Raw genomic sequence first — 18,035 nt, 5'->3', positions numbered from 1 at the left:
GCGGAGCGTCACCCAGGGCATTCCCACGCTGGAGCGTGAGCAACGATAAGCGTCTGGAAGAACACTCTCGTGCCATGCTCCGCGGTTCAACGCATCACAGCATCAACGGCGCACGCTCGCACAGTCTGCTCAGCTCTTTCGCCCAGTTGGGATCGTCGTTCAGGCAAGGCACCAATATCAGTTCCTCGCCCCCCGCTTCCTTGAATTGTTCGGCACCGCGGTCGCCGATCTCTTCCAGCGTTTCAATGCAATCAGCCACGAACGCCGGACACATGACCAGCAGCTTCTTCACACCTTCCGCCGCCAGTTCGTCCAGATGCGCCTCGGTATAGGGCTCGATCCATTTGGCACGCCCCAGTCGGGACTGAAACGACACCGACCATTTACCCTCGGGTATGCCCATGCGCTTGGCGAACGCAGCAGCCGATTGCAGGCACTGGGCGCGATAGCAAGTGGCAAGCACTTCGGCGGGCGCTGTCATGCAGCAGTCGTCCTTGAGGCAGTGTTTGCCGGTGGGGTCCAGCTTGTGCAGATGCCGCTCCGGCAAGCCGTGGAAACTCAGCAACAAATGGTCGTAAGGTTGCTCCAGATGCGGGCGGACGCTTTCCACCAACGCGCTCAGGTACTCGGGCTGATCGTAGAACGGCTGCAAAACGGAGAATTGCATCTTCAACGATTTGGCGCGCACCACGCGCTTGGCCTCTTCAATGACGGTGGTTACCGTGCTGTCGGCAAATTGCGGATACAGCGGTGCCAGGGTGACTTTCTTGAAACCCTGTTCTGACAGTCGCGTCAATACGGTCTCAATGGACGGCTCGCCATAGCGCATCGCCAGTTCGACGGGGCCGTGCGACCACTCGTTTTTCATCGCCTGCTGCAGGCGCTTGCTCAGCACCACCAGCGGTGAACCCTCATCCCACCAGATGGACGCATAGGCATGCGCGGACTGCTCTGGCCGCTTGATCAGAATCAGCGAGACCAGCAGCCTGCGCACCGGCCACGGCAAGTCGATCACATAGGGATCCATCAGAAACTGGTTCAGGTAGCTGCGCACGTCTGCCACTTGAGTAGAAGCAGGCGAACCCAGATTGACCAGCAACAAAGCGTGATCGGTCATGCAACATCCTATTTCAAAGCGTTCAGTGGCGACCCAGCAAATCCTGCAGGGCAGTGTCGAGTTCGGTGTACTTGAATATGAAACCAGCTTCCTGCAAACGCTCCGGCCGCGCACGCTGGCCGCCGAGCAGCAATACCGAAAGCTCACCCAGCAATACTTTCAGGGCCAGTGCAGGCATAGGCATGAACGCGGGTCGATGCAGCATACCTGCCAGCGCCTTGGCAAACTGACGATTGCGCACCGGCGATGGCGCACAAACATTATAGGGACCCTTTGCTTCATTCAGATTCAACAGAAAATCAATCGCAGCGATTTGATCCTCGATGTGAACCCAGGGCATCCACTGCCTGCCGTTACCGATAGGCCCGCCCATGCCGAATTTGAAAGGCGGCAACAAGCGCTGCAGGAAACCCGCGCGGTCCGACAGCACCAGCCCTGTACGGATCAGCACTACACGCACGCCCAGCGACTCGGCACGTTGCGCGGTTTCTTCCCAGGCGTTGCACAGCTGGCTGGCAAAATCCTCTTTGGCAGGCAGTGAGGTTTCATCTATTTCGCGCTCGCCACTGTCGCCGTACCACCCCACCGCAGAGCCGGAAATCATCAGCGCAGGTCGTTGTGAACGGGTGCCCAGCCAGGTCAGCAGTTGCTCGGTCAGGCCGATGCGGCTCTCCCACAAGAGCAGGCGACGCTTGCGGGTCCAGGGACGATCCGCGATAGGCGCACCGGCCAGATTGACGATGGCGTCCACCGCCTGCGCACCTAGCTCGTCAAGGCTGGCGATACCACGCACCGAAGGGCCGCACAGCTCGGCAACGTCGGCGGGCGTTCGGCTCCATACCGTCAGTTCATGACCTTGAGCAGACCAGAACCGGCAGAGCGCTCGTCCTATCAAACCAGTACCACCGGTCAGCAATATGTGCATGGCAGATAACCTCGCGTGGCGTACGTGACAATTGAGTAGTCTTATTTTTTACCAGTGGCGCTTTCCGCGACGCTTATCCGGAAAACGAAACTGTCAGCTGAACCTTAGGCCACAGTTGAATGGAGCGCAGCCCGGCGGCCCTTGCCCTGATGGCTGAACCGTTCGACCCTGCAAGTTGCAATGTGACTCAACAGGCAAATTCCAAAACCACTGCAAGTTATACCAAACAAGAAGATTGTACAGGTTTTAACTACGGCGTAGTCTGTACAGACAAGGTAACGAGGCCCCTATGACTGTCCCTATCGCAATCATCGGTACCGGTATCGCCGGACTTTCAGCCGCTCAGGCGCTTACATCCGCCGGGCATCAGGTGCACCTTTTCGACAAGAGCCGTGGCAGCGGCGGTCGGATGTCCAGCAAGCGCAGCGATGCAGGTTCGCTGGACATGGGCGCGCAATATTTCACCGCTCGCGACCGACGCTTCGCCACCGCCGTGAAGCAATGGCAGGCCCAAGGGCATGTCGCCGAGTGGACGCCATTGCTCTACAACTTTCACGGCGGCAGGCTCAGCCCGTCACCGGATGAGCAAGTGCGCTGGGTGGGCAAGCCCGGCATGAGCGCCATCACACGAGCCATGCGTGGCGACCTGCCGGTGTCGTTCTCCTGCCGGATCACCGAGGTGTTTCGCGGCGAGCAGCACTGGAACCTGCTCGATGCCGAAGGCGGCAGCCACGGCCCTTTCAGCCATGTGATCATCGCCACCCCTGCCCCGCAGGCTACAGCCCTGCTGGCTGCTGCGCCGAAACTGGCAAGCGTGGTGGCAGGCGTGATGATGGACCCGACCTGGGCAGTGGCCCTGGCTTTCGAAACCCCGCTGCAAACGCCCATGCAAGGTTGCTTCGTGCAGGACAGCCCGCTTGACTGGCTGGCCCGCAACCGCAGCAAACCCGAGCGCAACGACACGCTCGATACCTGGGTTCTGCACGCCACCAGCCAGTGGAGCAGGCAAAACCTCGACGCCTCCAGAGAGCAGGTTATCGAACACTTGCACGGCGCGTTCGCAGAGCTGATCGATTGTGCCATGCCCGCGCCCGTGTTCAGCCTTGCGCACCGCTGGCTGTATGCACGGCCTGCCGGCTCTCATGAATGGGGCGCACTGTCGGATGCCGATCTGGGTATTTATGTGTGCGGCGACTGGTGCCTGTCAGGGCGGGTGGAAGGCGCATGGCTGAGTGGCCAGGAAGCAGCGCGCCGACTGCTCGAGCACCTGCGATGAATCAGATCAATCCCCGTAAGCTGCTGCTGTCAAAATGGACAGCAGCCACCCCGCTGAACCGGGAAAAACACTTTCTCGTGACCGAACTGTTCAAGGACGAAGAAGGCACCGTACTGGAAGTCGAGTTGCAAGCCGTGCTGACCCAACGCAGCCAGCGACTGCCGTGGCAGGCGCTGCAACAGGCGGATACGTGGCGAATGGGCTGGAAGTAACCGGTTTCTGATTCTTGCGGTGCGCCACCACAGTCACATGAATCAGTGGCTGACAGACGTGCAAAATCCTCTACAAAGAATTTGACTTGTACAGCTACGCCCCTATGATGAAGACAAGTTGTACAGCATGATCTATCTGTACAAGTCTTCTGTAGAGGTGACTGATGCCAACGTCCGCAACCGAAAAACCCAAGCTTGGCATCAGTGCGTGCCTGATGGGCGCCGAGGTTCGTTTCAATGGCGGCCACAAGGAGTCTCATCTGTGTACCCAAGCACTGAGCAAGTACTTCGACTTTGTTCAGGCGTGCCCTGAAGTTGCTATCGGCATGGGCATCCCGCGTGAGCCGATCAGGCTGGTGGGCGATGCAGAAAACCCCAAGGCGCTGGGCACAGTCAATCGCGAGCTGGACGTCACCGAGGCTCTGGCGGATTACGGCGTACAGATGGCCGAAGAGCTGGGTGATATCTGTGGTTACATTTTCATGCAGAAATCCCCGTCCTGTGGCCTGGAGCGGGTCAAGGTCTACCGCGAGAACGGTGCCCCGGTAGATGGCGGCGGTCGCGGAATCTACGCTCAGGCGTTTTGCGAACGTCACCCCAACCTTCCGGTCGAGGAAGACGGTCGGCTGAACGACGCCGTTCTGCGGGAAAATTTCGTCACCCGCGTATTTGCCTATGCCGCCTGGCAACAGTTGCTGAAAGAAGGCGTCACCCGGCGCGCGCTGACCGAATTCCACTCTCGTTACAAATACCAGCTGATGGCCAACGACCCGGTGCAATACAAGGCACTGGGCAAAATGCTTGGCAGCATGGGCCGCACCGATCCCAATGAAATCGCACCGCTGTATTTCAGCGAGCTCATGGCTGCACTGAAAAAGTGTGCGACTCGCCGTACTCATACCAACGTCCTGCAGCACCTGTGCGGTTATTTGAAACAGACCATCGGTGCCGAGGACAAACAGGAAATCCAGGAAGTGATCAGCCAGTACCACCAGGGCATCGTGCCCTTGATCGTACCGCTGACCCTGCTCAAACATCACTTTCGCCAACATCCGGATCCGTATGTGGCGCTGCAGGTATACATGCAGCCCCATCCGGAAAACCTCAGCCTGCGTAATGCGATTTGACTCATGAATGAAACAGACACAGAGGTGCCGGGCGACTGGCTGCCTATCCGCGAGGTCGCAAGGCAGACAGGCGTCAACGCCGTTACCTTGCGTGCCTGGGAACGCCGTTACGGACTGATCGTCCCGCACCGCACCGCCAAGGGCCATCGGCTGTATTCGGACGAGCATGTGCAGCGCGTCATGAAGATCCTCACCTGGCTCAACCGCGGCGTGTCCGTCAGCCAGGTCAAGGGCTTGATCGACGATAGCCGCCAGGACGCCCTGCCCCCGACCAACGACTGGGACGCGCTGCGCCAGACCCTGCTGGTGGCAATCGGCGAGCTGGCCGAACGCCGTGTCGATGACGTGTTCAATCAGGCGATGTCGCTGTACCCGCCGCGCACACTGTGTGAACAGCTTCTGCTGCCGCTGCTGGCCGAACTGGAGCAGCGCTGGCAAGGCAAGTTCGGCGCGCAACTGGAGCGTACGTTTTTCTATTCATGGCTGCGCAGCAAGTTTGGCGCACGGATTTACCACAACAACCGTCAGCTCAGTGGCAGCCCGTTGCTGCTGGTCAATCAGTCGGATCTGCCGCTGGAACCGCACCTGTGGCTCGCGGCCTGGCTGGTGAGCAGCGCCGACTGCCCGGTCGAGGTGTTCGACTGGCCGCTGCCTGTGGGTGAGCTGGCGCTTGCCGCGGAATACCTGAAGCCACGCGGCATATTGCTCTACTCCAGCAAAGCGCTGAACGTAGCCCAGTTACCCCGCTTGCTGGCCAATATCACCTGCCCTGTCGTGCTGGGCGGACCAACGGTGCAGATCCATAACGCCGAGCTGCTCGTACAGGCAAACGAGATAGCTGGATTGACCCTTGCCCACGACGCACTCAGCGCTCAGATCGAGCTGGGCAAGCTCGGACTTATCTAAGGACTTCTCATGCAACTGATCTGGCTGCGTAGCGACCTGCGCGTTCATGACAATACTGCCCTGACCGCTGCCATGGAGCGCGGTCCGACGCTGGCGGTCTACCTGCTCAGTCCTGCGCAGTGGCGCAGCCATGACGATGCCGACTGCAAGGTGGACTTCTGGCTGCGCAATCTGGTCGAGCTGGAAAAGGCGCTGGCCACATTCAACGTGCCACTGCTGATCCGCGAGGCGGACACCTGGGATCAGGCACCCGAAGTGCTGGCAAAACTGTGCACACAGTTCAAGGTCGATGGCCTGCACCTCAATCAGGAATACGGCATCAACGAAACCCTTCGCGATCAGGGCGTGCAGAAGGCTATGGAAAAAGCCGGTGTGCACTTCAACAGTTACCTTGATCAACTGTTATTCAAGCCCGGCAGTATCCTGACCAAGACCGGCAACTATTTTCAGGTGTTCACCCAGTTCAAGAAAGTCTGCTACAGCCGTCTGCATGAGGCCATGCCGCACCCGGTGCGTGCACCGCAGGCGCAGCAACCCCTGTCGATCAAGAGCGATTCGATCCCTGACCAGGTCAAGGGTTTTGCCACGCCGTCGCAAGCGTTACGCAACCTGTGGCCGGCAGGCGAGGCAGAAGCCAGGCGGCGCATGGACGCCTTCGCCGACGAGCAGATCAGCTATTACAAGACTGAGCGCGATTTCCCGGCCAAACCCGGCACCAGCCAGTTGTCGGCCTATCTGGCGGCAGGGGTGATTTCACCGCGCCAGTGTCTGCACGCAGCGCTGGCCAGTAATCAAGGGGAGTTCGAAAGTGGTGACGTCGGCACGGTGACCTGGATCAACGAACTATTGTGGCGAGAGTTCTATAAACACACCCTGGTAGGCTACCCTCGTGTATCGCGTCATCGTGCCTTTCGCCCGGAAACCGAGGCATTGAAGTGGCGCGATGCCCCCGAAGAACTGCTGGCGTGGCAAGAGGCGCGTACCGGCCTGCCGATCATTGACGCAGCGATGCGCCAGTTGCTGGAAACCGGATGGATGCACAATCGGCTAAGGATGGTCGTTGCGATGTTCCTCACCAAAAACCTGCTGATCGACTGGCGCGAGGGCGAGCGCTTCTTCATGCGCCACCTGATCGACGGCGATCTGGCGGCCAACAATGGCGGGTGGCAGTGGAGTTCGTCCACGGGCACCGACTCGGCACCCTACTTCCGTATTTTCAATCCGTTGTCTCAGTCGGAGCGGTTCGACCCCGAGGGCGTGTTCATCAAGCGCTGGTTGCCGGAACTGGCCGATCTCAATAAAAAGCAGATTCATGACCCCGCCTTGATCGGCGACCTGTTTGGCGCTGCCGACTTCCCGAAACCCATCGTCGATCTGAGCAAGAGCCGAGCGCGTGCCCTGGCAGCGTTCAAGGCGCTTCCGGCTCGCCAGCCCGCTGCGGGAGTCGAACATGGCTGATTTCCTGCATCGCTTCGCCGAAGGTTTTGCCGCGCTGAACAAGGACAACCTTGATCGGGTCGCCGAACTGTACAGCGATGACGTGTCGTTCAGCGACCCGATGCACGACATCCACGGCCTCGCGGCCATGCGGCGCTATTTCGCCGAGTTGTACGCCAACGTCCAGGATCTGCAGTTCGATTTCCATGCCTTCGATGAAGTGCGCCCCGGTGAGGGCTATCTGGTCTGGACCATGAGTTATTCGCATCCGCGCCTGGCCGCAGGCAAAACAATCAGGGTCGAAGGCTGTTCGCACCTGAAATGGCACGACAAGGTTTATCGACACCGGGACTACTTCGACGCCGGTGCATTGCTCTACGAACATCTGCCCATCATGGGTCGAGTCATCCATTGGCTGAAGAAGAGGTTGGGATGAGCACTCCTGTTGCACGACGCATCTGGTTGACCGGAGCAAGCAGCGGCATTGGTCTGGCGCTGGCAAAAGAGCTGCTCAACGCCGGACACCGGCTGGCGCTGACCGCCCGTACGCTTGAGCCATTGCAGGACCTGGCGAACGTTTATCCCACGCAGGTGCTGCTGGTGACCGGTGATATCACCGACCCCGAGCAAGTGAAAGCGATTGCCGACGATATCGCCCGGCAATGGGGAGCCCTGGACACCGCCATCTTCAACGCGGGCACGTGCGAATATATCGATGCCCGGCAGTTTGAAGCGGCCATGGTCGAACGCGTGGTGCGCACCAACCTGCTGGCCAGCAGTTACTGCATCGAGCACGCGCTACCGCTGTTACGCAAAGGGCATCAGCCGCATCTGGTCGGCGTGGCCAGTGCGGTGACCTACCTGGCTTTGCCGCGCGCAGAAGCCTACGGCGCGTCGAAGGCCGGCCTGCGTTATCTGCTCGAAGCGCTGCGTCTGGACCTGGCCAGCGAAAACATCGACGTCACAGTGGTCAGCCCCGGGTTCGTCGACACACCGCTGACACAAAAAAATGATTTCCCGATGCCGATGCGCTGGCCTGTCGAAAAGGCAGCCAAACACATCGCCAGCAAACTGGGGCGCAACAAACGTCCGCTGGATATCGCCTTTCCGGCGTTGTTCATATTCAGCATGAGCTTACTGGCCCTGCTTCCGGCACGCGCCAGGCTTGCACTCGGCAAACGCATGGCGCGGACCGAGTCGTCGAATAAGGATGCGCAATGAAAATCGCCGTCATCGGCAGCGGGATTGCCGGCCTGACCAGCGCTTACCTGCTTGACCGCGCGCATGAGGTGACCGTTTTCGAGTCCTCCGACTGGATCGGCGGGCATACCCATACGGTCGACGTGCAGGTCGAAGGCCGAACCTATGCCATTGACACCGGTTTCATTGTCTTTAACGACTGGACCTACCCCAACTTCATTCGCCTGCTCAGTCAGTTGGGTGTCGGCTTCAAGCCGGCCGAAATGAGCTTTTCGGTGCATGATCCGCGCACTGGCGTGGAATATAACGGCAACAACCTCAACAGCCTGTTCGCCCAGCGCAGCAATCTGCTGTCACCCAGGTTCTGGGGCATGCTGCGCGATATCCTGCGTTTCAATCGTCAGTCGGTCGATGATCTGGAAAACCAGCGCATCGCGGCAGACACGACGCTGGGCGAGTACCTGAAGAGCGGCGGCTATGGCCAGCGTTTCATCGACCATTACATCGTGCCTATGGGCGCGGCGATCTGGTCGATGTCACTGGCGGACATGCTCGGCTTTCCGTTGCAGTTCTTTGTGCGCTTTTTCAAGAATCACGGCCTGCTCTCGGTCACTCATCGGCCGCAATGGTGCGTCATCGAGGGTGGCTCGAGAAGTTATGTCGAACCGTTGACGGCTTCGTTCCGGGAGCGGATTCGCCTGTCCTGCCCCGTCACGCGGGTGGAACGCGACAGCGACGGCGTAACGCTGCACAGCAGGCTGGGCACCGAACGCTTCGACAAGGTGGTGTTTGCCTGCCACAGCGACCAGGCCTTGGCGCTGCTGGCCGAGCCATCCAGTGCCGAGCGCTCGATTCTCGGGGCCCTGCGCTATGCCGAGAACGATGTGGTGCTGCACACCGATACGCGACTGCTGCCCCAGCGCAAACTGGCCTGGGCAAGCTGGAACTACCGTCTGGGCGGCAGTGAACAGCAGTCGGCAGCCGTTACTTATGACATGAACATCCTGCAAGGGATCGAGAGCGACACAACGTTCTGTGTCAGCCTCAATCAGACCGCCGCCATCGACCCGGAAAAAATCCTCGGTCGCTACCGTTACGCGCATCCGCAATACAGCCTTGATGCGATCGCCGCACAGGCACGCTGGGAGGAAATCAACGGCGTCGATCACACCTGGTACTGCGGCGCCTACTGGGCCAACGGTTTCCACGAAGACGGCGTCGTCAGCGGCTTGCGCGTGGCTCAGGCCTTTGGTGAAACCCTGTGAACAGCGCGCTCTACAGCGGCTGGATCAGCCACCGGCGATTTTCGCCGCGCGCCCATGCGTTCACCTATCGAATAGGCTTGCTCTATCTGGATCTGGATGAGCAGGAGCACGTGCTGGGGCTCTCTCCGCTGGCAGGCAAAAGACGTTTTGCGCCCTTCTCGTTTCGCGAGCGTGACTACCTGCCAGAGCTGACCGGGCAAGGAATGACGCTGATAGAGGCGGTCCGCGAACGGGTTGGCAAAGCATTGGGCCGTACGCCATCGGGGCGTGTCTGCCTGCTGACCCAGGCACGCAGTTGGGGTTTGTCGTTCAACCCGGTGAGTTTTTTCTACTGCCATGAGGCAGACGGCACCCTGGCCGGCATTCTGTGTGAAGTCACCAATACGCCCTGGGGCGAGCGCTACAGTTATGTGCTGCCTGCCACGGGTGAGGGACATCAGTATTTTGCGGTGGCCAAGGCCTTTCACGTGTCGCCGTTCCTGCCACGTGACCTTGAATACCGTATGAGCTTCAGCCAGCCCGCCGAGCGGATCGGTGTACACATGGCTGACTGGCAAGGCGAACTGAAAATGTTCGACGCAACCCTCAATCTGACCCGCCAGAACCTCAGCCGCCAGACGCTGCATCGTTACCTGATGGCTTATCCGTGGATGACCGCTAAAACCTGTCTGGCGATTTACTGGCAGGCGGTGCGCCTGCTGCTCAAACGCATACCCATTTTTTCTCATCAGGCCGCCGACGGCGAGTACCGTGCTGCCGCCGCGCAAACCAAGGACTCACGCCATGAAAAGCAGTAGCAGCAGTTTTTCTGCCAATCTGGGCACCAATGGTCTGACGGCCAATATCCTGCGCCGCGGCGTACTGCGACAGCTCGCGGGTCTGCGCAATGGCCAGTTGGTGGTTATCGACGGCGGCGAGCGCCATGTGTTTGGCAAGGCCGGTGCGCTGATTCATGCAGAGATTCATATTCTGGATTCCGCCGCTTGGGGCATGGTTGCCAGCAACGGCTCCATCGGCGCTGGCGAGGCGTTTATCCACGGCTACTGGACCACGCCTGACCTTACCGCGGTGGTGCGGGTATTTGTCAGCAATCTGGATGTGCTGGATGCAATGGAAGGCGGCATGGCTCGCCTGACCCGCCCGTTGATTCACGCCCTGCACTGGCTGAATCGCAATACACGCGAAGGCTCGCAGAAAAACATCGCTGCCCACTACGACCTTGGCAACACACTGTTCGAGCAGTTTCTCGACCCGACGATGATGTACTCCGCCGCACAGTTTCTCAGCGAGGACGACACGCTGGAACAGGCACAGTTGAACAAGCTGGAGCGCATCTGCCAGAAGCTGGCCCTGAAACCTGACGATCACCTGCTGGAAATCGGCACCGGCTGGGGCAGCATGGCTATTTATGCGGCGCAGCACTACGGCTGCCGGGTGACCACCACCACGCTGTCCAGAGAACAGTTCGCCTACACCGAGCAGCGCCTGATCGAGCTGGGCCTGCAGGATCGCGTCACGCTGTTGCTGACCGACTACCGGGACCTGACCGGTGAGTACGACAAGCTGGTGTCCATCGAGATGATCGAAGCGGTGGGCCATCGTTTTCTGCCGACTTACTTCAAGCAATGCGCGAACCTGCTCAAAAGCAACGGGATGATGCTGCTGCAGGCGATCACCATCCGCGAGCAGCGTTATGCCCAGGCCAAACGCAATGTGGATTTCATCCAGCGTTACATTTTCCCTGGCGGCGCTCTACCGTCAGTGGCGAAAATGCTCGACATCGTCGGCAGCGATACCGACATGAACCTCCTGCACATGGAAGATTTCGGCCTGCATTACGCGCGCACGCTGCGCGTGTGGCACGACAACTTCAAACAGGCCCACGGCAAACTCGCCGAACTGGATTATGACGACCATTTCCTGCGGCTGTGGGAGTTCTACCTGTGCTACTGCGAAGGCGGCTTTCTGGAGCGGACCATCGGTACCGCCCAGTTATTGCTCGCCAAACCCGATGCCCTGCGCGAACCGTTGCTTGGGCGCTTCAATGCTTAAATCGATCGCCAACGCAGTGCTGTTCCAGATCGGCTGGTTCGCCTGCGTACTGGGCGGCAACAGTTATTGGCTGCTGATTGCCGTTGCCGGGCTGGCCGTGCATTTCCTGTGGATCAGCTCATGGGCCGCAGAAGGTCGGCTGATTCTGACGGTCACGTTGATCGGCATTGTGCTGGACAGCGCCTTGATGACCCTCGGCGTTTTTGACTTTGGCAGCGACGGCTACCTGCTGCCTCTGTGGCTGGCGCTACTGTGGGCAGTGCTGGGCACTACGCTCAATCATTGCCTGGCGTGGACCGCAAAGCCGCTATGGCGTGCAGCCGTGCTGGGGGCTATTGGCGGCCCGATGTCGTACTATGCCGGCTCGCAACTGACTCAGGTTCACCTCCCCCTCGGAGTGTGGCCAGGCATGGTGCTGCTGGGGGTGGTCTGGGCAGGTGTATTTCCCCTGCTTCAATGGCTGGCAACCCGGGCAGCCAGACACTCGGGAGAAACGCTCTGAACGCCACACTCATTCCGGTCGCAGAGATTCACAGCGAAACGGAAGTCACCTGCTCCACCTGCGCAGCCTGCTGTTGCCAACTAGAAGTGATGCTCATCACCGACACGGGCGTGCCTGAGCGCTACATTGATACCGACGAGTGGGGTGGCGAGGTCATGCTGCGTCTGGATGACGGCTGGTGCGCCGCACTGGATCGCAACACCATGATGTGCACGATCTACGAAAAACGACCGTTGATCTGTCGTGAATTCGAAGCCGGTGCGGAAGACTGCCTGAACGAACGCAAAGGGATTGCGACGGCTTATCTCTGATCAGTGTTGCCTGACTCATGACTATCTTCCCCACGCTCCGCGTGGGAATGCAGTTCCGAACGCTCCGCGTCCTGGGCATGCGTGGCAGCACAGGTTTTCAACGAGGCGCATCAGGAACAGCGTGCCAATGCAGGGCATTGGCACAATAGCCAACTTGATGTATCAAAACGGCATCTTGTAATGCAATGCGTAGCTCTCTATACCGTCGTTCGGCTCTTTGATGCCGGCGTTGGAGTAGTGAGTCGCGCGAATACCGACTTCATGCCCGCCCGCGAAACGCAGACCAAAGCCGATACGGTCTTCGAAGTTGAAAGCAGACCCGAACTTGCGGTCTTCGACCTGTGTGTTCGAGAACACCGAGACGCCGATACCGGCTTCTACGTAGGGCTTGACGTTGCCGTTGCCGAATTCGTAGACCAGAACCGGGGAGAACGACAGGCTGTGGTTATCCTTGTAGTCCTTGCCATCCCAGTAGGTGTAAGCGCCATCCCAGTAGCCAGTCAGACGGCCGATGTCGCTTTGCAGCCAGGTTTTATCCCAATCGAACTGCACGCCCAGGCGATAAGTCATGGTCGACTCGCCGGTCTGCCCCACCGAAAACTCAACACCGTCGGCCTGCGCGATTGAAGCTTGCCCTGCCAGAGCGGCCGCAATCACGGCCAGGCAAAAGAGTCTCTTCATGAGAAACGTCCTAAATATATTAAAGTGTACGAAAAGTGTTGGAGTTCATCAGCCGCTTTTATAGAAGCCTGCGAGGTGAGGTTAGTTCACCCGAAAAGCACCTTTTTTCACGTTTTTTTTACAAACGGAAGCTTCTCACATTGCCAGGGTTTTGCGACAAAAAAGGTAGGATTTTTCTGAAATTGTCCGGAATGTCACTAGACCAATACACAGTGTCTCGCGCAACGCCATTGGCAAGAAGGCTGGAACGCGACAAAAGACGCTGCAACTGACGCGCTACGGCGGCACCCGTGTCGATCAGCGTGACTGATTCGGGGAGCATTTCCCGCAGCAATGGCTTGAGAAAGGGATAGTGAGTGCAGCCCAGAATGATCGTGTCACAGCGTGCAACCAGCAACGGTTCGAGGTAACGCTGTAGCAATTGACGGATCTGCGGGCTGAACAGATCGCCGGTTTCGATCAGCTCGACCAGACCGGGGCACGGCTGCGTCACGACCCTGACATCACTGGCAAAGCGGTCAAGCAAGGCAGCAAACCTGGCGCTCTGCAGCGTCCCGGTGGTCGCCAGCACACCGACGACGCCGCTGCGCGTGGCTTCGGCAGCCGGTTTGACGGCGGGTTCCATGCCCACAATCGGCCAGTCCGGGTAGCGTTGCCGTATATGCGCCACGCCCGCAGCCGTGGCAGTGTTGCAAGCGACGACCAGGGCCTTGGCACCCTGCTCGCGAAAGAAGCCGGCAATCGTCAGGCAACGGTCGACGATGAACTCAGGGGTCTTTTCGCCGTAGGGAATATGCCCGCAGTCCGCCAGATACAGCAGAGACTCGCTGGGCAACAGCTGACGGATCTCATTGAGTACCGACAGCCCTCCAACCCCGGAATCGAAGATTCCGACCGGCGCATCGCTGCCGTAGCTCATATGAATGTCAGGCATGCTCGCCCTGCCCGCTGGCCTTACCGCAGACGCTGCAGGCCGGGTCGCGTTTGACTTTCAGCTCGCGGAACCGAGTGCTCAAGGCATCGACCAATAACAGCCGGCCAACCATCGGCTCGCCAAAACCGGCCAGCAGCTTCAAGGCTTCCAGCGCCTGCAGGCTGCCGACCAGGCCGACCAGCGGCCCGATGACACCGGCCTCGCTGCAGGTCAGTTCCGCTTCGCTGCCGTGACCGTACAGACAATGGTAACAAGGGCTGTCTGCACGGCGTGGATCGAACACCGATAACTGCCCCTCCAGCCGGATTGCAGCACCGCTGACCAACGGCTTGCGCGCAGCGACACAGGCAGCATTGACCGCTTCACGGGTGGCGAAATTATCCGAACAGTCCAGCACCAGATCGACAGCCTGCACGGCCGCACCCAATGAGTCGGTATCCAGTGCAGCACGATGGGCAACCAGGGTAATGGCGGGGTTGATCGCCTTGAGCCGGGTCACCGCCGAGTCCACCTTGGCCAGCCCGACGCTCTGCGTGTCATGGATAATCTGGCGCTGCAGGTTGGTCAGATCGACGTGATCGAAATCCGCCAGATGCAGCTCCCCGACACCGGCGGCGGCCAGGTACAGGGCCACAGGAGAGCCGAGACCGCCGACGCCGACGATAAGCACACGGCCTTGTTTCAGCCTCAACTGCCCCTCGATATCGACCTGTTGCAACAGAATCTGCCGGCTATAGCGCAGCAGTTCCTGATCACTCAGCACGGCTTGCACCCGAACGTGATCCGCTCGTGCTCGCCCAGGTCGCGGCGGGTCTGGATACGTTCGAAGCCCTGACGAGTCAGCAGCTCACGCACCGCCGCGCCTTGATCGTAACCATGTTCCAGCAGCAACCAGCCGTCCGGATTAAGGTGGGCAGGCGCTTGTTCGATAATCTGGCGCAAGTCATCCAGACCGTCGGAACCGGCCACCAGTGCGCTGCTCGGCTCGAAGCGCACGTCACCGGCCGACAGATGCGGATCGGCATCGGCAATGTACGGCGGATTGCTGATGATCAGATCGAACTGACGCCCTGCCAGGGCGCTGAACCAGTGGCTGTCGAGCACTTCGGCGTTGTCCAGTTGCAGGCGCTGCCGATTGCGTTCGGCCAGCGCAACGGCCTCTGGCACACGGTCAACCGCCGTGACTTGCCATTGCTGACGTTCGTGGGCCAGCGCCAGGGCAATCGCCCCGGTGCCGGTGCCCAGATCCAGAACCCTGGCAGGTGCGAAGGCAGGCACCAGCTCCAGTGCCGCTTCCACCAGCATCTCGGTCTCGGGACGCGGGATCAGAGTGTGCGGCGCAACCTCCAGATCAAGCTTCCAGAAACCTTGCTGGCCGAGAATATAGGCCACTGGCTCGCCAGTGCGTCGGCGCTGCAGGTAATCTGCAAATGCCAGGGCGGCCTCGGTGCTGACAATGCGCTCGGGCCAGGTGTGCAGAAAGCTGCGCGGCTTGCCCAGCGCTGCCGCAAGCAGCAGCTCGATGTCGAGCCGTGCGGTCGGGGAATCGGGAAGCTCGGCGCTTCTTAACAAACTTGCGATGATGGTCATTTACTCACCCAGTGCCGCAAGTTGATCAGCCTGATATTCAGCGAGTAGCGGCTCTATCACTGCATCGACTCCGCCCGCCAGAACTTCATCCAGCGAATACAAAGTCAGGTTCACGCGGTGATCCGTCACTCGCCCTTGAGGGAAATTATACGTACGGATACGCTCGGAACGATCACCCGACCCCACGAGCAGCTTGCGCTCGCTGGCGATGGCATTGGCCGCCGCGCTGGTCTGTTGATCATTCAGTTTGGCAGACAGCCAGGACATTGCCCGGGCCCTGTTCTTGTGCTGTGAGCGCTCTTCCTGACATTCGACGACGATACCCGATGGCAAATGCGTGATGCGGATTGCCGAGTCGGTTTTGTTGACGTGCTGACCACCGGCGCCCGAAGAGCGGTAGGTGTCGACACGCAGGTCGGCCGGGTTGATCTCGATCGCCTGTTGCTCATCGGGCTCCGGCAACACCGCAACCGTACAGGCAGACGTGTGGATGCGGCCCTGCGACTCGGTCTCGGGCACGCGCTGCACACGGTGCGCGCCGGACTCGAATTTCAGCTTGCCGTAGACGCTGTCACCTTCGACACGCGCAATGACTTCCTTGTAGCCGCCATGCTCGCCTTCATTTTCGGACAGGATTTCGACCCGCCAGCCACGCCGCTCGGCGTAACGCGAATACATGCGAAACAGGTCGCCGGAGAAAATCGCAGCCTCATCGCCGCCCGTGCCGGCGCGGATTTCCAGGAACACGTTACGGCCGTCGTTCGGGTCCTTGGGCAGCAGCATGCGCTGCAATTGCGCTTCAAGCTCAACCAGTTGCTGCCGGGTCTCGCGAACTTCCTCGACGGCCATTTCGCGCATGTCCGGGTCGCTGTCCTTGAGCAGCGCCTGCGCGCCCTCCAGATCGCCCTGCACCCTGATCAACTGTTGATAAAGCGCAACGACCGGCTCCACTTCGGCATATTCACGGGAATAGGCGCGAAAGCGTGTCTGATCGCTGATGACCTCGGCGTCGCCAAGCAGCGCGGTCAGTTCCTCGAATCGGTCGCTGAGGACATCCAGCTTATTGAGCAGTGAAGCTTTCATTGCGGGGTTTTATCCGTCGAGCCCTCACCGAGGGCAAAAAGTTCCTGGGCCATGGCCAGCGCATCGACGCGACCTTCGGCAGACAGCTTCTTGAGCTGTACGCTGGGTGCGTGCAGCAATTTGTTGGTCAGACCACGCGCCAGCTGGATCAGTACATCCTCGGCATTGCTGCCGTTGGCCAGCATACGTTGCGCCTTGCTCAGCTCTTCGTCACGCAGCCGTTCGCTTTGCTGACGATAGGCGCGCAATACATCCACCGCCGCCAGTTCGCGCAGCCGCGACATGAAGTCTTCGGCCCCCACGCTGACCAGTTGCTCGGCAGCCAGCGCAGCACCCTGACGACTCTTCAGATTCTCTGCCACTACTTCATGCAGGTCATCAACGCTATAGAGGTAAACGTCGTCCAGTTCGCCGACTTCAGGCTCGATATCTCGCGGTACGGCGATATCGACCATGAAGATCGGCTTGTGCTTGCGAAGTTTCAGCGCGCTTTCCACAGCCCCCTTGCCCAGAATCGGCAACTGGCTGGCGGTGGAGCTGATCACGATATCGCTATTGACCAGTTCGGCCGGAATATCCGACAGCAGCACCGCGTGCGCACCGAACTCGGCGGCGAGCATGCTGGCGCGCTCGAGCGTGCGGTTGGCAACCACGATACGTTTGACGCCCAGGTCATGCAGATGCCGGGCGACCAGAGTAATGGTCTCGCCTGCACCGATCAACAAAGCCTGACTGCGTTGCAGATCGCTGAAAATCTGTTTGGCCAGACTGACTGCGGCAAACGCCACAGACACCGGGTTTTCGCCGATTGCAGTATCGGTGCGCACCTGCTTGGCGGCGCTGAACGTGGCCTGAAACAGGCGACCCAGCAACGGCCCGACCGTACCGGCTTCGCGGGCAACGGCGTAGGCGGACTTCATCTGGCCGAGAATCTGCGGCTCGCCGAGCACCAGCGAATCGAGCCCGGAGGCGACGCGCATCATGTGCCGTACGGCGGCATCATCCTCGTGCACGTAAGCACTGGCGCGCAGTTCTTCCAGGCTGAGGTGATGATAATCGGCGAGCCAGGCGAGAATGCTGTCCGCACCGAGATGCTCGTGCTCGATATACAGCTCGCTACGGTTGCAGGTCGAAAGAATCGCAGCTTCACGACTTTCGGTCAGGTGGCAGAGCTGCTGCAACGCCTCGACCAGTTGTTCCGGGGTAAATGCCACACGCTCGCGAACGTCGACCGAGGCGGTCTTATGGTTGATACCGAGTGCAAGGAAGGCCATTCAGGGTCGCAGGTGGTGACGTGAAGCCGGTAATTGTCCTACTTCAATAAGCTCAGAACAACCACCACATATTATTGTCCCACTACAATCGCTCGTCGCAGACTGCGTTTTCAGGCCCGCGACACTGCAAACACACGCATTGC

At 59.7% G+C, this 18,035-nt stretch carries 20 protein-coding genes; 12 read left to right on the top strand and 8 right to left on the bottom strand.

Annotation, left to right across the window (positions count from 1 at the left end):
• Positions 1 to 94: 94 nt before the first annotated feature.
• Positions 95 to 1,117 (bottom strand): ferrochelatase, encoded by a 1,023-nt coding sequence (gene hemH, locus ALO80_RS16765; RefSeq protein ID WP_055009804.1) that lies wholly within the window; start codon positions 1,115 to 1,117, stop codon positions 95 to 97.
• A 22-nt stretch (positions 1,118 to 1,139) separates the two neighbouring features.
• The gene (locus ALO80_RS16760) at positions 1,140 to 2,042 is read right to left on the bottom strand and encodes a TIGR01777 family oxidoreductase (RefSeq protein WP_055009803.1); all 903 of its coding nucleotides are present in this window, start codon (positions 2,040 to 2,042) and stop codon (positions 1,140 to 1,142) included.
• Between the two features lie 289 nt (positions 2,043 to 2,331).
• Here ALO80_RS16760 and ALO80_RS16755 point away from each other — a divergent pair, with 289 nt between their 5' ends.
• From ALO80_RS16755 to ALO80_RS29710, 12 genes are all read left to right on the top strand, one after another.
• Entirely contained in the window at positions 2,332 to 3,318 is a 987-nt protein-coding gene (locus ALO80_RS16755; protein ID WP_055009802.1) for an NAD(P)/FAD-dependent oxidoreductase, read from the top strand.
• On the top strand, positions 3,315 to 3,530 hold the full coding sequence (locus ALO80_RS16750) for a TIGR02450 family Trp-rich protein (RefSeq protein WP_055009801.1): 216 nt from the start codon (positions 3,315 to 3,317) through the stop codon (positions 3,528 to 3,530). Before ALO80_RS16755 ends, ALO80_RS16750 begins: the two co-directional genes overlap by 4 nt.
• Before the next feature lie 164 nt (positions 3,531 to 3,694).
• Positions 3,695 to 4,657 (top strand): YbgA family protein, encoded by a 963-nt coding sequence (locus ALO80_RS16745; protein WP_055009800.1) that lies wholly within the window; start codon positions 3,695 to 3,697, stop codon positions 4,655 to 4,657.
• A gap of 3 nt (positions 4,658 to 4,660) precedes the next feature.
• Positions 4,661 to 5,563: a MerR family transcriptional regulator gene (locus ALO80_RS16740; RefSeq protein WP_055009799.1), complete on the top strand. Its 903-nt coding sequence runs from the start codon at positions 4,661 to 4,663 to the stop codon at positions 5,561 to 5,563.
• A 9-nt stretch (positions 5,564 to 5,572) separates the two neighbouring features.
• Positions 5,573 to 7,021: a deoxyribodipyrimidine photo-lyase gene (gene phrB / locus ALO80_RS16735; RefSeq protein ID WP_055009798.1), complete on the top strand. Its 1,449-nt coding sequence runs from the start codon at positions 5,573 to 5,575 to the stop codon at positions 7,019 to 7,021.
• Complete coding sequence (locus tag ALO80_RS16730; protein ID WP_055009797.1) at positions 7,014 to 7,436, top strand: nuclear transport factor 2 family protein; 423 nt, start codon at positions 7,014 to 7,016, stop codon at positions 7,434 to 7,436. The genes phrB and ALO80_RS16730 overlap by 8 nt, the downstream gene beginning before the upstream one ends.
• The gene (locus ALO80_RS16725) at positions 7,433 to 8,221 is read left to right on the top strand and encodes an SDR family NAD(P)-dependent oxidoreductase (RefSeq protein WP_054985751.1); all 789 of its coding nucleotides are present in this window, start codon (positions 7,433 to 7,435) and stop codon (positions 8,219 to 8,221) included. The genes ALO80_RS16730 and ALO80_RS16725 overlap by 4 nt, the downstream gene beginning before the upstream one ends.
• Positions 8,218 to 9,465 carry an NAD(P)/FAD-dependent oxidoreductase gene (locus ALO80_RS16720; protein WP_055009796.1) on the top strand — a complete coding sequence of 416 codons (1,248 nt, stop codon included), beginning with the start codon at positions 8,218 to 8,220 and terminating at the stop codon, positions 9,463 to 9,465. The genes ALO80_RS16725 and ALO80_RS16720 overlap by 4 nt, the downstream gene beginning before the upstream one ends.
• Complete coding sequence (locus ALO80_RS16715; protein WP_055009795.1) at positions 9,462 to 10,262, top strand: DUF1365 domain-containing protein; 801 nt, start codon at positions 9,462 to 9,464, stop codon at positions 10,260 to 10,262. Before ALO80_RS16720 ends, ALO80_RS16715 begins: the two co-directional genes overlap by 4 nt.
• Positions 10,249 to 11,517 carry an SAM-dependent methyltransferase gene (locus tag ALO80_RS16710; RefSeq protein WP_055009794.1) on the top strand — a complete coding sequence of 423 codons (1,269 nt, stop codon included), beginning with the start codon at positions 10,249 to 10,251 and terminating at the stop codon, positions 11,515 to 11,517. The genes ALO80_RS16715 and ALO80_RS16710 overlap by 14 nt, the downstream gene beginning before the upstream one ends.
• Positions 11,510 to 12,019, top strand: a complete 510-nt coding sequence (locus tag ALO80_RS16705) for a DUF2878 domain-containing protein (protein ID WP_055009793.1) — start codon at positions 11,510 to 11,512, stop codon at positions 12,017 to 12,019. The genes ALO80_RS16710 and ALO80_RS16705 overlap by 8 nt, the downstream gene beginning before the upstream one ends.
• Entirely contained in the window at positions 11,974 to 12,330 is a 357-nt protein-coding gene (locus tag ALO80_RS29710) for a YkgJ family cysteine cluster protein (RefSeq protein WP_061447424.1), read from the top strand. The genes ALO80_RS16705 and ALO80_RS29710 overlap by 46 nt, the downstream gene beginning before the upstream one ends.
• A 162-nt stretch (positions 12,331 to 12,492) precedes the next feature.
• Here ALO80_RS29710 and ALO80_RS16695 read toward each other — a convergent pair whose 3' ends face one another.
• From ALO80_RS16695 to hemA, 6 genes are all read right to left on the bottom strand, one after another.
• Positions 12,493 to 13,011, bottom strand: coding sequence for an acyloxyacyl hydrolase (locus ALO80_RS16695; RefSeq protein WP_002552154.1), 519 nt, complete (start codon positions 13,009 to 13,011; stop codon positions 12,493 to 12,495).
• Between the two features lie 118 nt (positions 13,012 to 13,129).
• On the bottom strand, positions 13,130 to 13,945 hold the full coding sequence (gene murI, locus ALO80_RS16690) for a glutamate racemase (RefSeq protein WP_055009792.1): 816 nt from the start codon (positions 13,943 to 13,945) through the stop codon (positions 13,130 to 13,132).
• Complete coding sequence (locus tag ALO80_RS16685) at positions 13,938 to 14,708, bottom strand: molybdopterin-synthase adenylyltransferase MoeB (protein WP_162491684.1); 771 nt, start codon at positions 14,706 to 14,708, stop codon at positions 13,938 to 13,940. The genes murI and ALO80_RS16685 overlap by 8 nt, the downstream gene beginning before the upstream one ends.
• A complete protein-coding gene (gene prmC / locus ALO80_RS16680) occupies positions 14,702 to 15,535 on the bottom strand; it encodes a peptide chain release factor N(5)-glutamine methyltransferase (RefSeq protein WP_055009790.1) in 834 nt (277 codons plus the stop codon). The genes ALO80_RS16685 and prmC overlap by 7 nt, the downstream gene beginning before the upstream one ends.
• Positions 15,536 to 16,618: a peptide chain release factor 1 gene (gene prfA, locus ALO80_RS16675; RefSeq protein ID WP_055009789.1), complete on the bottom strand. Its 1,083-nt coding sequence runs from the start codon at positions 16,616 to 16,618 to the stop codon at positions 15,536 to 15,538.
• Positions 16,615 to 17,892, bottom strand: coding sequence for a glutamyl-tRNA reductase (gene hemA, locus ALO80_RS16670; RefSeq protein WP_054985760.1), 1,278 nt, complete (start codon positions 17,890 to 17,892; stop codon positions 16,615 to 16,617). The genes prfA and hemA overlap by 4 nt, the downstream gene beginning before the upstream one ends.
• Positions 17,893 to 18,035: the final 143 nt, after the last annotated feature.

It is taken from the genome of Pseudomonas caricapapayae (assembly GCF_001400735.1).
In the GTDB taxonomy this organism is placed as follows: Bacteria; Pseudomonadota; Gammaproteobacteria; order Pseudomonadales; family Pseudomonadaceae; genus Aquipseudomonas; species Aquipseudomonas caricapapayae.
This window is presented reverse-complemented; position numbering and strand designations above follow the sequence as displayed.

Excerpts from the sequence above, each read along its gene's own strand:
- ALO80_RS16725 (WP_054985751.1), top strand. The coding sequence starts at position 7,433 with ATGAGCACTCCTGTTGCACGACGCATCTGGTTGACCGGAGCAAGCAGC.
- ALO80_RS16730 (WP_055009797.1), top strand. The coding sequence starts at position 7,014 with ATGGCTGATTTCCTGCATCGCTTCGCCGAAGGTTTTGCCGCGCTGAAC.
- ALO80_RS16750 (WP_055009801.1), top strand. The coding sequence starts at position 3,315 with ATGAATCAGATCAATCCCCGTAAGCTGCTGCTGTCAAAATGGACAGCA.
- ALO80_RS16720 (WP_055009796.1), top strand. The coding sequence starts at position 8,218 with ATGAAAATCGCCGTCATCGGCAGCGGGATTGCCGGCCTGACCAGCGCT.
- hemA (WP_054985760.1), bottom strand. The coding sequence starts at position 17,892 with ATGGCCTTCCTTGCACTCGGTATCAACCATAAGACCGCCTCGGTCGAC.
- ALO80_RS16740 (WP_055009799.1), top strand. The coding sequence starts at position 4,661 with ATGAATGAAACAGACACAGAGGTGCCGGGCGACTGGCTGCCTATCCGC.
- ALO80_RS16695 (WP_002552154.1), bottom strand. The coding sequence starts at position 13,011 with ATGAAGAGACTCTTTTGCCTGGCCGTGATTGCGGCCGCTCTGGCAGGG.
- ALO80_RS16745 (WP_055009800.1), top strand. The coding sequence starts at position 3,695 with ATGCCAACGTCCGCAACCGAAAAACCCAAGCTTGGCATCAGTGCGTGC.
- ALO80_RS16705 (WP_055009793.1), top strand. The coding sequence starts at position 11,510 with ATGCTTAAATCGATCGCCAACGCAGTGCTGTTCCAGATCGGCTGGTTC.
- ALO80_RS16755 (WP_055009802.1), top strand. The coding sequence starts at position 2,332 with ATGACTGTCCCTATCGCAATCATCGGTACCGGTATCGCCGGACTTTCA.
- prmC (WP_055009790.1), bottom strand. The coding sequence starts at position 15,535 with ATGACCATCATCGCAAGTTTGTTAAGAAGCGCCGAGCTTCCCGATTCC.
- ALO80_RS29710 (WP_061447424.1), top strand. The coding sequence starts at position 11,974 with ATGGCTGGCAACCCGGGCAGCCAGACACTCGGGAGAAACGCTCTGAAC.
- prfA (WP_055009789.1), bottom strand. The coding sequence starts at position 16,618 with ATGAAAGCTTCACTGCTCAATAAGCTGGATGTCCTCAGCGACCGATTC.
- ALO80_RS16760 (WP_055009803.1), bottom strand. The coding sequence starts at position 2,042 with ATGCACATATTGCTGACCGGTGGTACTGGTTTGATAGGACGAGCGCTC.
- hemH (WP_055009804.1), bottom strand. The coding sequence starts at position 1,117 with ATGACCGATCACGCTTTGTTGCTGGTCAATCTGGGTTCGCCTGCTTCT.
- ALO80_RS16710 (WP_055009794.1), top strand. The coding sequence starts at position 10,249 with ATGAAAAGCAGTAGCAGCAGTTTTTCTGCCAATCTGGGCACCAATGGT.
- murI (WP_055009792.1), bottom strand. The coding sequence starts at position 13,945 with ATGCCTGACATTCATATGAGCTACGGCAGCGATGCGCCGGTCGGAATC.
- phrB (WP_055009798.1), top strand. The coding sequence starts at position 5,573 with ATGCAACTGATCTGGCTGCGTAGCGACCTGCGCGTTCATGACAATACT.